The organism is Acinetobacter pengchengensis (assembly GCF_982235305.1).
This window is the reverse complement of sequence record NZ_CEVATJ010000001.1, coordinates 168,877-183,575: the sequence shown is the minus strand read 5'-3', so window position 1 is coordinate 183,575 and position 14,699 is coordinate 168,877. Positions and strand designations below refer to the sequence as shown.

Annotated in this window: 19 protein-coding genes and 1 pseudogene; 6 read left to right on the top strand and 14 right to left on the bottom strand. The window is 37.3% G+C overall.

Annotation, left to right across the window (positions count from 1 at the left end):
- Positions 1–309: 309 nt before the first annotated feature.
- Complete coding sequence (locus AC0T5Z_RS00900; RefSeq protein WP_163165178.1) at positions 310–636, top strand: hypothetical protein; 327 nt, start codon at positions 310–312, stop codon at positions 634–636.
- 13 nt (positions 637–649) lie between these two features.
- Entirely contained in the window at positions 650–1,108 is a 459-nt protein-coding gene (locus AC0T5Z_RS00895; RefSeq protein WP_473786256.1) for a hypothetical protein, read from the top strand.
- A gap of 132 nt (positions 1,109–1,240) precedes the next feature.
- On the opposite strand, the gene AC0T5Z_RS00890 is transcribed toward AC0T5Z_RS00895, so the two are convergent.
- The 6 genes from AC0T5Z_RS00890 to AC0T5Z_RS00865 all read right to left on the bottom strand — a co-directional run bounded on the left by AC0T5Z_RS00890 (position 1,241) and on the right by AC0T5Z_RS00865 (position 5,190).
- Positions 1,241–1,708: a hypothetical protein gene (locus AC0T5Z_RS00890; RefSeq protein WP_435337848.1), complete on the bottom strand. Its 468-nt coding sequence runs from the start codon at positions 1,706–1,708 to the stop codon at positions 1,241–1,243.
- 281 nt (positions 1,709–1,989) lie between these two features.
- Complete coding sequence (locus tag AC0T5Z_RS00885; RefSeq protein WP_001094410.1) at positions 1,990–3,573, bottom strand: IS66-like element ISAba25 family transposase; 1,584 nt, start codon at positions 3,571–3,573, stop codon at positions 1,990–1,992.
- Positions 3,574–3,647: 74 nt separating this feature from the next.
- Positions 3,648–3,983 carry an IS66 family insertion sequence element accessory protein TnpB gene (gene tnpB / locus AC0T5Z_RS00880; protein ID WP_000618091.1) on the bottom strand — a complete coding sequence of 112 codons (336 nt, stop codon included), beginning with the start codon at positions 3,981–3,983 and terminating at the stop codon, positions 3,648–3,650.
- Positions 3,980–4,363 carry a transposase gene (locus tag AC0T5Z_RS00875; RefSeq protein WP_001055585.1) on the bottom strand — a complete coding sequence of 128 codons (384 nt, stop codon included), beginning with the start codon at positions 4,361–4,363 and terminating at the stop codon, positions 3,980–3,982. Before AC0T5Z_RS00875 ends, tnpB begins: the two co-directional genes overlap by 4 nt.
- Before the next feature lie 213 nt (positions 4,364–4,576).
- Positions 4,577–5,101 carry a TIGR00645 family protein gene (locus tag AC0T5Z_RS00870; RefSeq protein ID WP_160243456.1) on the bottom strand — a complete coding sequence of 175 codons (525 nt, stop codon included), beginning with the start codon at positions 5,099–5,101 and terminating at the stop codon, positions 4,577–4,579.
- Entirely contained in the window at positions 5,095–5,190 is a 96-nt protein-coding gene (locus AC0T5Z_RS00865) for a hypothetical protein (protein WP_394803983.1), read from the bottom strand. The genes AC0T5Z_RS00870 and AC0T5Z_RS00865 overlap by 7 nt, the downstream gene beginning before the upstream one ends.
- 172 nt (positions 5,191–5,362) lie before the next feature.
- On the opposite strand from AC0T5Z_RS00865, the gene AC0T5Z_RS00860 reads away from it, so the two are divergent.
- Positions 5,363–6,337: a calcium/sodium antiporter gene (locus AC0T5Z_RS00860; protein WP_160243457.1), complete on the top strand. Its 975-nt coding sequence runs from the start codon at positions 5,363–5,365 to the stop codon at positions 6,335–6,337.
- 67 nt (positions 6,338–6,404) lie between these two features.
- Here AC0T5Z_RS00860 and AC0T5Z_RS00855 read toward each other — a convergent pair whose 3' ends face one another.
- The gene (locus AC0T5Z_RS00855; protein WP_001067784.1) at positions 6,405–7,109 is read right to left on the bottom strand and encodes an IS6-like element IS1006 family transposase; all 705 of its coding nucleotides are present in this window, start codon (positions 7,107–7,109) and stop codon (positions 6,405–6,407) included.
- A gap of 82 nt (positions 7,110–7,191) precedes the next feature.
- A pseudogene (locus AC0T5Z_RS00850) lies at positions 7,192–7,310 on the bottom strand (BrnA antitoxin family protein); the annotation flags it as partial.
- A gap of 85 nt (positions 7,311–7,395) precedes the next feature.
- On the opposite strand from AC0T5Z_RS00850, the gene AC0T5Z_RS00845 reads away from it, so the two are divergent.
- Positions 7,396–8,058: a hypothetical protein gene (locus tag AC0T5Z_RS00845; protein WP_104427084.1), complete on the top strand. Its 663-nt coding sequence runs from the start codon at positions 7,396–7,398 to the stop codon at positions 8,056–8,058.
- 80 nt (positions 8,059–8,138) lie between these two features.
- Here AC0T5Z_RS00845 and vapC read toward each other — a convergent pair whose 3' ends face one another.
- From vapC to AC0T5Z_RS00825, 4 genes are all read right to left on the bottom strand, one after another.
- Complete coding sequence (vapC, locus tag AC0T5Z_RS00840) at positions 8,139–8,534, bottom strand: type II toxin-antitoxin system tRNA(fMet)-specific endonuclease VapC (protein WP_086185555.1); 396 nt, start codon at positions 8,532–8,534, stop codon at positions 8,139–8,141.
- The gene (locus AC0T5Z_RS00835) at positions 8,531–8,761 is read right to left on the bottom strand and encodes an antitoxin (protein WP_104427085.1); all 231 of its coding nucleotides are present in this window, start codon (positions 8,759–8,761) and stop codon (positions 8,531–8,533) included. Before AC0T5Z_RS00835 ends, vapC begins: the two co-directional genes overlap by 4 nt.
- 597 nt (positions 8,762–9,358) lie before the next feature.
- Positions 9,359–9,763: a hypothetical protein gene (locus AC0T5Z_RS00830; RefSeq protein ID WP_473786255.1), complete on the bottom strand. Its 405-nt coding sequence runs from the start codon at positions 9,761–9,763 to the stop codon at positions 9,359–9,361.
- Positions 9,764–9,801: 38 nt separating this feature from the next.
- Positions 9,802–10,305: a hypothetical protein gene (locus tag AC0T5Z_RS00825; RefSeq protein WP_435337853.1), complete on the bottom strand. Its 504-nt coding sequence runs from the start codon at positions 10,303–10,305 to the stop codon at positions 9,802–9,804.
- Between the two features lie 156 nt (positions 10,306–10,461).
- Here AC0T5Z_RS00825 and AC0T5Z_RS00820 point away from each other — a divergent pair, with 156 nt between their 5' ends.
- Together AC0T5Z_RS00820 and AC0T5Z_RS00815 are read left to right on the top strand one after the other, a co-directional pair.
- Positions 10,462–11,040 carry a hypothetical protein gene (locus tag AC0T5Z_RS00820; protein ID WP_473786254.1) on the top strand — a complete coding sequence of 193 codons (579 nt, stop codon included), beginning with the start codon at positions 10,462–10,464 and terminating at the stop codon, positions 11,038–11,040.
- 188 nt (positions 11,041–11,228) lie between these two features.
- Positions 11,229–11,840 carry a recombinase family protein gene (locus AC0T5Z_RS00815; protein WP_015060246.1) on the top strand — a complete coding sequence of 204 codons (612 nt, stop codon included), beginning with the start codon at positions 11,229–11,231 and terminating at the stop codon, positions 11,838–11,840.
- A gap of 189 nt (positions 11,841–12,029) precedes the next feature.
- On the opposite strand, the gene AC0T5Z_RS00810 is transcribed toward AC0T5Z_RS00815, so the two are convergent.
- Both AC0T5Z_RS00810 and msr(E) read right to left on the bottom strand, forming a co-directional pair.
- Positions 12,030–12,914 (bottom strand): Mph(E) family macrolide 2'-phosphotransferase, encoded by an 885-nt coding sequence (locus AC0T5Z_RS00810; protein ID WP_000155092.1) that lies wholly within the window; start codon positions 12,912–12,914, stop codon positions 12,030–12,032.
- A gap of 55 nt (positions 12,915–12,969) precedes the next feature.
- Positions 12,970–14,445, bottom strand: a complete 1,476-nt coding sequence (gene msr(E) / locus AC0T5Z_RS00805; protein WP_000052512.1) for an ABC-F type ribosomal protection protein Msr(E) — start codon at positions 14,443–14,445, stop codon at positions 12,970–12,972.
- Positions 14,446–14,699 lie beyond the last annotated feature (254 nt).

Sequence of the window (14,699 nt, the reverse complement as noted above, 5' to 3'; positions counted from 1 at the left end):
CTCGTATCTTAAGAGAAAATTCTACTTTTAGATCCTATTATTTTTAGGGGGGATTACCCCTCGGCTTTTGGAGCTGTTTTTTTAGCCCCTATGATTAACCACGATTGTTTAACTAATATGAACAAAGTCGTGAAACATTGGTCAAAGAATAGGCGTGAAACATGAAAAATCATAAAAAAAGCCCAATCGGGTGTGATTGGGCTATAAACTAGAAACTACAGCATTGATTTCTAAGGAAAATTATAACACATTTCGTATAAGGTGTATTATGTTAATTTTAAGAAAACTAAAGAATTTTAAAGGATACTTATGGAATTTTTGATCTTTATTTTATTGATTGCTGTTTTAATTATTTTTCTTAAAATCAAGAAAAAGAAACCTAAGGTAAAAGACATTTCTAAAGTAATTCAATACACATCTAAGTTCACAAATCCTCAAAATCCAACAATTTCTTTTGATGACGTATTCTATTCAGATTTGGAAGAATATATTAATAGAAACACACAAGTACATATCCTAGAAAGAAAGCAAGACTCTGTAGTATTTACAGTTCAAATAGAAAATGTGAATTATAAGGTATTCGCAACAAAATTCATTTATAATCAACTTGTTATTGGTGTATCAATTATAAATTAAAGGTTGAATAATAATGATTTGGATAGTTGTAGTAGGCATCATTTTGTTTTTAATCATTTCTGCTTACTTTAAAAAACACAAAGAAGCCGATGAAAAAACTTTAAGACCTATGCCTGAATGGGCAATTATAGCTAATAGCTCTACACAAAATAATAGAGAGAGAATGTGCTATAGCCTAGTAATTCAAGCCGGTACTATTCTTGAAGGTCTAAATGTTATTCCTCTACGTAAGCTCAGAGATTTAATGCTTAAGCCAGGATTAAATAAGTCGAACTTTGTGCTATTAATTATGAGTACGGCTCCAAATATTATTCCAGAAAATCAACAACATACTTTAAAACAATGCTTTCATGAAAGACAAGCTAGAGTATATTTAGCGACTTGCATAGAAATGATTTTGCTCTATGGCAAACCTGATGATTTAGAAAATATATCGACTCAAGCCTGTGGTAGTCCTTTAAGTTGGAATTAAATATACAATTCAGCTTTTAATTTTAAAAAAATGAAATAGTAACTTGTTTCAAGTTTTACTGTTTTTAATACTTATGAGTGGTTGATTTTTGAAGACCTGTAAAGTACATAAAAAATCAACCATAGGTTATGTCTATGATTCTAGTTCATAGTCTTCATAACCCTGACAAAGATTATCTAATGTGAAAGTTTCAAATCCTATTGTATTGCTCCCGAAAGCAGAGCTTTGTAATACCTGATCCTCTTCTGCTATAAAGAGTAAATAGTAATTTTTCGAATCTACCAAATAGCTTTTTATTTCTTCAGCATTTTTAAGTTCTGGACTTTTCAACTCCTTAGATTCAAGTATCTTATTTGCTGAATGAATGTAGCTTCGCATAGCCTTTCTTCTTTCACAGCTAAGCTCTTTCCAAATCTCCATATTTTCAGGTTTTACAGTAAGTGCTAGTATTTTTGAATCAAGACTTTGAATTTTTTCTTCTTTATAATTAATTTGGTCTCTATATGCTTCCACTATATCAAGAACATTCGCTTCAACTTTTACGTTTGGAATAATTCCTATACTTATAAGAGCTATCGTAAGTGCACATATATTTTTCATGTCAAATTTTTCTTAAAAAAACTATTTGTCATAGTAATAAAAGTAAAATTGTTAGTCATTAGTTGGGTAAAACATTTTCAAGTGGGTAAGGAAGCCATAATCAAACCATCTATCCATTTAACATAATGGCGGTTATACGCAGTCAAACTAAAAAGGTTGGCTGCTTATTTTTAAGTTTTGTTAAAATCTCTATCTCTGTTAGACGTTCATAGATCTTGATTAGATTACCATCAGGATTTTAATGCACAAGGTAAGCGTCCGCTGAATCCCATACCTATTTTTTAATTCGATTTAGGTTTCCAGCAGTGCGGCAGCAATTCTTCAATTTGGGTCACTTTGTGTGTCGGTAACCTTTTCAGCACATCACTTAAATAGGCATACGGATCCAAGCCATTCAGCTTTGCTGACTGGATTAAAGTCATGATGTTTGCCGCTCGCTGACCACTGCGCAGCGAACCTGCAAACAGCCAGTTCTTGCGTCCCAACGCCCAGGGACGCATCTGATTCTCTACCCAATTGTTGCATATCGGTAGATTGCCATCATCCAGATAGCGGCTTAAGGCTGGCCAACGCTTCAGAGTGTAATTGATAGCCTTGGCGGTGGGAGAACTCGATGGCACTGTCAGATGATGTTGGTTGAGCCATTCATATAGTTGTTGCATCACTGGTTGACTATGCTGTTGTCGGTATTCGCGGCGGTCTTCCGCTGTACCATCGGTCTTTTTCCTGAGTTCTGCTTCTATCGCATACAGTTTCTGAATCAGCACTAAGGCCTGTTCAGCAACCTGACTTTTCCCAGTTACATGCAGTTCATGGAATTTACGACGTGCATGGGCCATGCACCCTACCTCAATCACCTGGCCTGATTTAAAACGTGCTTTATAACCACTGTAATCATCACAGACTAGATAGCCCTGCCAGCCTTTCAAGAACTCTTCAGCATGCTGGCCTGAACGACTATCCTGAAAGTCATAGATCACCGCCTGAACTGGATTATACTGTGTGGTGGCATAGGCCCAGACATAACCTTTCTTCGGTTTTTTATTATTCTCACCCATCCGCATGATGGTGACCGGTGTTTCATCTGCATGCAGCACCCGCTGTTGCAGCACCACCTCTTTTAAGGCATTGGCCAGAGGTTCCAGTTCTACACCGCAGCGACCTATCCAGTCAGATAAAGTGGATCTGGACAGATCAATGCCAGCCCGCTGATAGATCAGGCGCTGACGGTACAGCGGCAAATGATCGGCATACTTCGATACCAGCACATGGCTGAGCAATTCAGGTGAAGCAATGCCTTTATCAATCACATAGGCGGGCATCGCTTGCTGAGTCAGAGTGTCACACTGATCACAGACCCATTTACCACGCACATGCTGTTCCTTATAGAACTGTGCCGGTCTGAAATGCAGTTTTTCACTGACATCTTCGCCGATACGACGGAGTTGGCAGCCACAAGCACATTGGGTTGATGCAGGTTCATGCTCAATACGGATGGTGTGTAGATGATCTGGCAGTGGTCGACGTTTAGGTTTATTGGTTTTGGCTTTCTGTGTCGCTGCATTGGTTTTATCTGCATTTAGCCGTTCCAGTTCTAGATCAACCGCGGCAATATCTTCTTCAACCGCTTCATCCCACAGATGGATTTGTTTTGCCGTTAAGTGTTCATTCCTTTGGGCGAATTTGTGCTTTTTAAACAGCGCCAGTTCATGCTCGTATTTTTGATTGAGAATAGAAAGATGTTGAACTTTGGCATCCAATTGTTGGTTTGATTGTGCTAGAGACTGATGCTGCAGCGCCAACTGCCTGGTGAATTCCAGCAGTTGTTCATGGGTCAGTTGGCTTAAGTCAGGCAGCGTATTCATGACCGCAGTATGCCTGAGGTCATGACGCAGAGGAAATAGAACGTTTGGAGAATAGCAGAATGGAACAGCCTGGTTTAAAGCATCGTCACCACCTGCTGTCGTCCAATGCGCTGCCAGGGCAAACCTTGGATTAATGCCTGTAACTGTTCCGGGCTGAGGGCCACGGTTTCACCTTGGTGAACTTGAGCCCAGTGAAATTTGCCCTGTTCCAGCCGCCGGGCACACAGCCAGATGCCCAATCCATCATGTACCAGCACTTTCATGCGATGGCCACGTTTATTACAGAACAGGTAAGCACAATGCGGTTTGATGTAGCCAAAGGCTCTCACCACCTGAGCCATGGTCGTATCCATACCTGCACGCATGTCCATGGGCTGAGTAGACAACCAGATTTCATCAATGCGGATCATGTTGCAAGTGCCTTGAGTAATTCTGCCAAGGCAGGTATTTCTGATGTCTGCCATTTTAGCTGAATATCATTATTCGTATGAGGCACGGTGATACACAACGTGATCCTCTCATCAATAGGTTGGCTGATTGCAGCAGTGTAAGGCAAAGCAATAAATGCTGGATTCACATGAGTAGGATCCTGCACGGCACCCTCATGATGGCTGAAGATCCTGATCCAACGACTGACAAGGTTGGCATTAATACTATGTTGCAGTGCGACCGAAGCGATCGAGGTATTAGGATTTTTGCAGGCATTGACAATACTGAGTTTGAATTCTTTGCTGTATTTTCGGCGTTTTTTAGCAACAGGAGGTGTTGCTGAATATATATCCATGTTCATGGATTAAGTCCCCACTTGTTTTTAGGTGGGAACTAAATTAAGGCTTATAGGATCGCTTGGTAAGGCTGTGTTAGCCGGATGCTTACTGCACAAGTCACATAAACACTCATCATACTAATGTCATCGAATAAGGTTAATAAACTAGCTCATGCCATCTACGCTCCTTTGCGCCTATTTGCGTAAATTAATAAATAGATTTCTATTGAGCTTTTTTTAATGTTTTTTAGTATCACCAACAATCTTGTCCATCAAGGCAAACAATAGGCCTGAAAGTACAAACGTCATATGAATAATCACTTTCCACATCAATCTATCAGCATCACCCTCGCTCATATCTTTGGGTATATCCATAAATGATTTAAGAAGATCGATAGCAGAAATGGCAACAATAGCACCAATGACTTTAAGTTTTAGGCCAGAGAAATTAGTTTTTCCCATCCATTCAGGACGATCCTCATGCCCCACTGTATCAATTTTTGAGACAAAAATTTCGTAACCACTGAATATAATGATGAGTAACAAACTTGCGACCAATGCCATGTCGATAAGAGCTAACGCACCAACGATCACATCGGCTTCAGACGCACTGAGCACATGGGTGATCATATGCCACATTTCTTGGAAAAACTTGATAAATAATAAAATAATACCGAGCACTAATCCCAAATAAAATGGGGCTAGTAGCCAACGGCTATTAAATATGATTTTCTCTAATCTTTGCTCAGTTTTCTTTAGCATATGGATATCTTAAGGTTTTTGATGGTATTAATTATAAGGCTTAATATGATGAAAATCACATCATTGGTAATCGCAAATGCACTAATCATGCTTTCAAGACTGAATGAGACATTAAGGACTTCAAAGTATAAAAAACAATAATACCTTTTCTCATAATTGCGCTGGTTGCTTATGCTACTATAAAACTGAGCCTTCTATTGCTCAATTTTTTATGCCCATTTTTCTTAACGATTACTCTAATTTTTATAAGGAAACGCACTGATGTGGTTAGCAATGCTAGCAGTAGTAGTAGTAGGTCTAGCAATCTTGGTTTGGAGTGCTGATGTTTTTATTGATGGTGCCGTCGCTTTAGCTAATAAGCTGAATGTACCCAGCTTTTTGATTGGTGTCATCATTCTAGGTGTAGGCACTTCATCACCAGAGATGATAGTGTCCATGTTAGCTGCTTTAGAAGGTAGCCCTGGGCTGGCATTGGGTAATGCTTATGGTTCTAACATTGTTAATATCGCCATAGTATTAGGCGCAACGGTATTAATAAGTCCAATTATTATCCGAAAAAGTATTATCAATCGTGATATGCCTTTACTACTGTTGGTGACGGCAGTAGCTGCTTGGCAATTAAGCGATGGTGTCTTAGGTAATACCGACGGTATAGTATTGATAGTGCTTCTAGTCGTTGTCTTAGGCATACAAATCATCTTGAGCATGCGTGAAGGCAACCACGAACATGAAGACGATACTGTAGAAGAAACTGCAAAGGCTGAACACAGTATGGCACAAGGTTTAGGTAGGTTATTTCTTGGTTTGTTCGTATTAATACTAAGCTCGCGCGCTATCGTTTGGGGCGCTACTGAACTTGCTACTTTATGGGGCTTGAGTGAGCTTATCATTGGTCTCACTATCGTCGCTATCGGTACGTCACTGCCTGAATTAGTTGCGAGCTTGTCGGCCGCACGTAAAGGTGAGCATGATATGGCTTTGGGTAATATTATAGGCTCTAACGTTTTTAATACTTTAGGAGTCGTAGGTATAGCAGCACTCATTGCGCCTATTACTCCGAGTAGCATTATTCTGTCGCGTGATATATTAGCGATGAGTCTCTTAACCTTACTACTGTTTGTGATGTGTCTATTTGCATTTAAAACCAAGCGTGTATTCGGTCGTACTTCTGGCACTACTTTAGTACTATTTTTCGTCGGCTATACTGTCTGGTTAATTCAGACGGTCAGTCTGTAGCAAGTTACTAATAATGGCACTGTTGCAAATAGAGATTTGAGTCGATGATGTTCCCTTTAAAAAGTACTTAGAGACCGAAAACCCTGTTGATTAGACACACTTCACCCTGAGGCTGACCATAATAAAATGACGATGCTTGTCCTTTACGTAGTGCACGCATGACTTCAATACCTTTAATTGTGGCATAAGCCGTCTTCATAGATTTGAATCCTAATGTGGCCCTGATGATCCGCTTTAGCTTGCCATGATCACATTCAATCACGTTATTTTTATACTTAATCTGCCTGTGCTCAAGGTCTGGTGGACATTTACCTTCCCGTTTTAACCGTGATAAAGCACGTCCATATGTGGGTGCTTTATCCGTGTTGATCACTTGTGGAATTTGCCACTTCTTCACATTATTTAAAATTTTTCCAAGAAAACAATATGCTGATTTGGTATTACGTCTAGAAGAAAGATAAAAATCAATGGTATCGCCACGTTGATCGACTGCACGATACAGATAAGACCATCGTCCATTCACTTTTACATAGGTTTCATCAATATGCCACGAGCTCAGATCTGTAGGATTACGCCAATACCAGCGTAAACGTTTTTCTATTTCAGGAGCATAACGTTGAACCCAACGGTAAATAGTCGTGTGATCAACATTCACACCCCGTTCGGCCAGCATTTCCTGCAGTTCACGATAGCTAATGCCATATTTACAATACCAGCGCACAGCCCAAAGAATGATTTCGCCCTGAAAATGCCGACCATGGAAAGGATTCATATGCTGCTCCTTTAGCTAAAACAGTCTTCAGCTTACCATTCGTGGTTATTTGCAACAGTGCCCTAAAAAGCCAGTTGTACTGGCTTTTTAATTCTTTAAGCATTGCATTACATAGGATTTTATTCATACGTGTTTGATATCCTTTTCCTTAAGCGATTGCATAACGTCTGCATCAATGCGTACAGTCATAACTTGCTTAATCTACGTATTCACTTTGGGTAGAATCTAAAAAATAGCATCCACAGATTCAGCCATCTTATGCAAATTGTTAAATTATGAGGACTTTATGAGTAAATTAATATACTTCACCATTCTTAATTTTTTTTTAATTAATTCAGTTTATGCTGAAAATAATAAATTTTTAGATATGGTTCAAAGTAAAGTAAAACAGGAAATGAAAGATCCAGACTCTACAAAATTTCAAAAATTAAGGGAAATAAAGAATTCTGTTGGTGAGAGTGTTGCTTGTGGTGAAGTAAATGCTAAAAACTCCTATGGAGGATATGTTGGATATCATTTATTTTCGTATAGTTCAGATGGAATTGTAATTTTAAATTCGCCAAAAGATAGTGATTATTATAGAAATAAGTTTGTTTATGACAAATCTGGCTGTGCAGGTGAAAAAGAAGAATTTTTAGCTCGAAATAAAGATATGTTCAAAAATTATTGTTCTGTTGCGTATGAACTTTTTACAGATGTAATAGTAAATAATAAAAGTAATGTAGATGCTATTACGCATGCCATGAATAATTATCAAAAATATAATTTGAACGTGTTTAATAAAGATCTAGATAAAGCAAAAATAGATTTATTAGCAAATTTGGAGCAAGTATTGCAATCTAAAGAAACCGTAAAAAAAATTAAAAAGGACAAAAACGGAATGTTTAAAGCGCAATATATGTTTATTTGCCCTATAAATATGGAAAAAAATTATATTTTTGAAAAATAATTTATGTATGAAAGTATGTAGTTTTTCTAAAATTAACATAATGGTGCTATACGAAATTTAGCCCTTTTAAGGGCTAAAAATTAGATCCAGTTCTCTAACTTTAACCCATCTATACGCTCAAATTCCTTGATGTTGTTTGTGACTAGTACAACATCTAAAGCGAGGGCATGAGCTGCTATTAGCATATCTAAACTACCAATAGTTTTACCTGTTGATTGGAGATCTTGACGTAATTTAGCGTAATGCCAAATCGCTTGCTCATCGTAGGGTAAAATATCTAAGGGTGATAAAAACTTGTTCAGAGCTTGCTTATTGCGTTCAGATCCAGACTTTTCAACGCCAAAAGCCAGCTCTGACGCGGTTATGCTAGAAATAGCTAACTGTCCAAGCTGATATTGCTTAAAGCGTTCAAAAACTTGCTGTGGTTTATGATTGATCACGTAGATACAAATATTTGTGTCTAAGAGGTAAATCATTTGAAGTCCTCACGTAATTGCTCACCCTGATCAGCTCGTTCAAGCTGAAATCCTACTTCAAATTCGTTAATTGCTTCTAACATGATGTCCCATGGGTTTTCGATGGGCATTAATAAGACACCACGGCCAAAACTCTTGATAGCAACTTCAGTACCATTAAAGCGAAATGCTTTAGGTAAACGGACAGCTTGACTACGACCTGTTTGAAAAACTTTAGCGGTTTCCATATTTGCCTCCCAATAAAATAGATATCATTGATACATATCATACCATCAAACTATTTATTACACGTGATTTATTGTAAGTAATCGTTGCTTTCTAAAATTGATCTAAAAGATACAGGCAATAAAAAAGCCCGACATCCTGTCGGGCTTTTTCATATTGGGTGTTTAGGTATAACTCCTGTCGTATCTCACGTCCTGGTGTTGCACTTATCATTATTGTTTTATGTGTTGGAACATCCTGTTCTCTATGTCCCCATCATATGAAAAATCCCCATACTGACATAGACGCAATGCTCCCTAATTCATGTCAGCTTTGGCTTACAAGATTGCTCAAAACTTACCCCAAGGTTTATCCGCAGAAATTGCGGATAATTTCCGAAGTACAGGCATTGATAAAATTTAAAAAATTGCAAAATCGACTACTTTTTAAACAAATTTATTGGCAAGAACTATCAAAACTGCTCATAAAAAAGCCGACTTGTTTCAAAATCGGCTTTTTGGGCATTTTTACATTTTTATGGTTTTATTAAGTGTTTGATATTTATATTAATATACAAGTGTATTGCGTATAACCGCCATTATGTTAAATGGGACACTAAGTTAGAAATTTTCAGCCCATTTATCCCAAAAACCTGGTTCATCATGGTGCTTGTTCTTCATGGCGATTTCTAACGGAAGCAAATAAAAAAGAACACCTGGGATACGGGGGCTACCATCAGAATTTTCTAGATAATCCTTAACTTGAATATAAGTCGGATTGTTTTCATCATAAGCAACATCTATATATATTTCTCCTCGATAAGACTCCATATAGTTTTCATTTGCTATATGAAAGCATTCAATATAACTAATTTTATGGCTTTCCAACCACTGTATTAACTGTGTTCTACTAACCCATTCTTCATAATCATAGCCCTCATAGATTTCATTATCAAAAGCAACGAAAAGCACATCTCTGTTTTTTTCTCGAGCAATTTGATCAATATGTTTTAGAATTCTTGGCATTTTAGTTCCCTTATATCTAGGTGTTAGGGGAGAGTTAATTATTTCATATGTTCTTGTAATTCATTTTTGAATAACCCGATTGCATCCTCAGCATTGTGCAAGTGAATTTCTTCCATAAGACCTGGTGATGCCACAGAGTAAAAAATCTCACTATTCTCATCTGTTTGTGTAGCTGCAAAGGAAACTGATCTTTTCCAACCAGGTTGTTTGCATGAAATATAATATTGGGCGATAGCATCTCCCCGCATCATTCCTCCACCAACTTTCAGACCGTTCTTGACCTGATTGCTGTCGAATTTTAGCCATCCATTATTTGCGGCTATTTCATGTACTAAATCTTGAACTTTTGAACGAATCGGCTGTAGAAACTTTTTAGTGTATTGGCTTCCACCTATCTGACGGAGCGCATCTTGCACAGCTAATTGAACCTCTGGTTCGTTCTTATCAACGGCATTTTTATAAAGCACATCAAGTTGATGTTGCGAGTAAATACCTTCTTGAATTTTGCGTACTAATTTATTGATTTTTTCAGAGTCTGACATGAAGTATCTCCTTTATATTTGATTTATAAATTTTTATACTTTTGATATACTTTGTCAATACTTTTTTTGATTTAAATATAAAAATTATGACAAATTTTGACTTTTTTAATAAGATAGTATAAATATATTATATAGTTTTTATATCGAGATAGACTTATGCAAGACACGATTGTCGTTTTTACCTCTGAATCCAAATCAGAGTTATTGAATCGTGGTGGGAGTGGTGAATGGACTGCCAATATTAATAAACTATCATCTGTAAAGTATCTGTTATGTACATATAATGATAAAAAACAAGCATATCATTCTTCAGATGATCAATTAGATCGCGGTCAGGCTTTTTATATAGGTCGAATAAAACAGATACATGCTGTAGAAGGAAATAAGAAATTTATTGAAGTCTCTGAATACGCAATACTGCCTAATAATGAGTCATATAAAAATGCTTGGAGTAAATTGGGAGGAATACGGAATCCAGTTGCTTATCTAAGTATTGATGAAATACAAGAAAATTTAGAGCTAGCCTTGGAAGATTTAGAATGGAATAAGGCGGTTCCTACTCAAGAATATGCTTCAAGAAATAAAGTTAATGAAAAAGCTGAAGATCAATTAGAGAAGAATGAAGTAGGTTTTTCCTCCATGTTACTTCCAGATTTGATTAGTGAAGCTCGTAAAAAAATTGCTGAAGTGGCTAAAGTACCCATGGAAAATGTAACAATTAAAATTGAGTTTTGATAAAATTTTCTAAAATTAACATAATACACGTTATACGAATTCCCAAGGCATGGCTTTTAGTCATGCTTTTTTTATCAAAAGAGTATACCTGAATGATAGCGAGCCAAATCGCATACAATATCTATCATTAGACTTAATGCAATAATTAAATGATAGTATTATCATTAATCTAATAGAATTAAGATTAAATGATAGAAATGAATACACGTATTTATCTACGAGCTTCAACTAAAGATCAAGATGCAGAAAGGGCTTTGCAGATTCTTCAGGATCTAAACCAAAACTTGAATTTGGGTGAAACCATTGTGTACGTGGAAAACTATAGTGGTACGAAGTTAGACCGACCTGAATTGAATAAGCTACTGTCAGAAGCAAATCAAGGTGACACATTGTTAGTTGAAAGTATTGACCGCTTATCACGCCTAACCCAACGAGATTTTCAAGAGCTGAAGCGCAGGATCCAGGAGAAGGGACTTCGTTTAGTCGTAGCAGATCTTCCTACTACCTACCAAATGATTCAAACCAGTGACAGCATTACTCATTCAATCTTGGAACTCATCAACAATATGTTGATTGATCTTCTGGCAACAATGGCCCGCCTAGACAATGAGAAACGTATAGAACGTATTAAGCAGGGCCTGGCACGTTCGGGTTACAAACCAACAGGCAAGAAGGCAAATGAGGCTAAACATAAACGAATAAAAGAATTGCTAGTAGTTGGCAATATGACTAAGGAAGAAATTGCCAAAGCAGTGAATTGTGGAGTTGCAACTGTCTATCGAGTTGCTAAAGTTATCTAAAAGAGGCTTATCTCAACGCGCCCCCAATGGGGCACCGCTGCATTCAGGTTACTTCACATAAGAAATTTTATGTTAAATGATTGTTAGAAATGCCCCTTGATCGAGGCATTTTCTATAAAGAATACTAAAAACTAATTAAAGCCAACCAAGTTTCAAAACAAGGCAGTTCTCAGCAATCATATTTTTAAATTATATAACTCCCAACTGAGCTTTTGCTCCAACGATAAGGCTTTCATTTTGAGTTTCTAAGGCAAATAAACCATACATCAAAGGAGAGGCCGCTGCTCTTTCTAAAGTCTGTTCATATAGTTTATTCCAAACTTTACCCCCTAGTTTTTCATACTCGATGATTAGAGTTTTGAGGCTTTCTTCTCCAAACAAAGTTACATGCCCAGCAAAATCAATCGCTGGGTCATCTATATGGGCTGTTGACCAATCAATAACGCCTGAAACAGCTCCATCCTTTGAAGCTAGTACATGCCCAGCATATAAATCGCCATGTATAAATTGGGTGAAATCTGCCCATAGAACATCATTATCCAACCATTTTCTGTAGCGGGTTTCCAATTGCTCACTTATACCAATTTCAGATTTTACTAACTGCAAATTGTTTGCTATTTCAGGTCTTAAATCTGAAGGTTTCATAATTTTCAAATCATTTTCCCGAACTTCTTTTTCAGGAATACTATGGATTTCAAATAAGGTTTTTGCCAAAGATGTTATGTATTTCGGGCTATCTTTGTCCATATTCCAAATTATTTCATAGGTTTCAGCATCCAAATTTAAAACAGGATTATCTTTAAGTATGGGATAAGCCACTAATTCTGTAGATGAAATTCTCCAATCAGGAACCTCTACAGAAAGATGTTTTTTTACCAATTCTAAAATGCGTTTTTCTTTCTTGATTTGTTCCCTCATGCCATCACGACGAGGAATACGCAGCAACCATTGTTGCCCCTTTGTATCAAGAGCAAAAACGACCTTAAAATCAATGCCCATTTCATTGAAATTCATTTTGTCCGTAAGCAACAAGCCGTGTGCTTCAGCAAGTGATTGAATATCTTGAATTGTCATTTTTAATTTCCTTTAAAGAGTTCAATAATTAATGTTCGGATTAGATTGGCTATCATTAACAATCTCTCTCAAAAGTCTTGATGATTTTGTGGTCTTTGATCTCGTAGATAATGTCAGCAATATTATCGACCAATTGCTTGTCATGAGATACGAAGATAATAGTTCCTGCATAGGACTTCATCATTGTTTCTAATGCGGCAATACTTTTTAGGTCAAGATAGTTTCCTGGTTCATCCATAAGCAAAATATTATATTTTCCTAAAAGCATTTTGGATAAAAGCAGTTTGATGATTTCACCTCCCGATAAGTCGGATAAGTTTTTTTGAATATCATTCGCTCCGATCCCCATTGAAGCCAATACTGCACGAATTTCCGCAACTGTGTACTCGCACTCTTCCTGCATAAAGGAGAGCACAGATTTATGCGTGTTAAATTTATATCCTGTTTGTGTAAAGTAGCCAATTTCAGCTTTTGGAGATATGGTTAATCCATCAGCACGTTCTGATATCATTTTTAACAAGGACGTTTTCCCTGTTCCATTCGATCCAGTTATAGCGACTTTAGCGCCAAGCGGTATTATAAAGTTAGCGTCATCAAAGATAGTACGGCTACCAAATTTTAAGCTCAGACCATCTGCCGTAATCGGGAACTTATTGTGCAGTTCTAGGGCTGAACTTTGACGAAAACGAATAGAACGCAAATGCTCTGGTGCTTGAATATCTTCTAATGCAGCCAAACGCTTTTCCATACTCTTAGCTGCCTGATACAGTTTTCTTTGCTTGGTGCCAGTCATTTTTGCATGCCCAAGTCGTCCAGCACTTTCGGTAGAGTTTTTGGATTTTTCTCCTTTTTTCTTATTGTCTAATCGATTAGCTTGCTGGCGTTTTTCTTGCACAGCAGATTCTAATCGCTCCCGTTCCTTCATCATCAGCTCATATTCTACGGCTTGGTGTTGTCGCTCTTCTTCTTTTTGACGCAAGTAATCCGAGTAACCACCCCAATATTCCGTAATTTTACCGTCTTTTAACTCCCATATCTTGTCTACAACCATATCAAGAAAATATCGGTCATGACTGATAACAAGTAATGCTCCATCAAATGCTTTAAGTTGACCAATAAGTAGATCTATTCCATTGAGATCAAGGTGGCTGGTTGGTTCATCCGCTAGAATGCCATGTACTTGTTGGGAAAATGCGGCAGCAATTTTTGCACGAGTTTCCTCTCCGCCACTCATTGTGTCGTTTTGTACATTGGAAACACCAAGGCGAGATAACATTGCCCGGTCTTCGACCGTTTCTATTTCGATTCCGCCCAGTTGGCTGATATGTGCAAAATCACCAAAACGCTGTAATGTCGCTTCGGCTAAAACAATTTCGCCATTAAGTACTTTGAGTAAACTACTCTTTCCTGCTCCGTTATCACCCACAAGACCAATACGGTCATAAGAGTGAATTTCCAATTCATCAATATCCAAAACATCACGCCCAGCATAATCCAAGCGTATGTTTCTCGCTTTAATAATTAAACTCATTTTTATTTACTCCTGTTTAGCTCTTGAAATTTTTTATGCAGCAAACAGGATTTAGGTGAAAACAAAAGCTAGCATCACAGTGTCCTCCCAAAAAAAAAGCTATTCATCCACAGGGTGGACAAATAGCTAGTCAATTAAGTTATAACTGGAAACTATGCACTAAAAGCATACTTATAAATTAAGCATACTTTTACTTTATATATCCGCATATATTCTTAAAGACACAACAAAAGCCCACCATTATAAAATAGTGT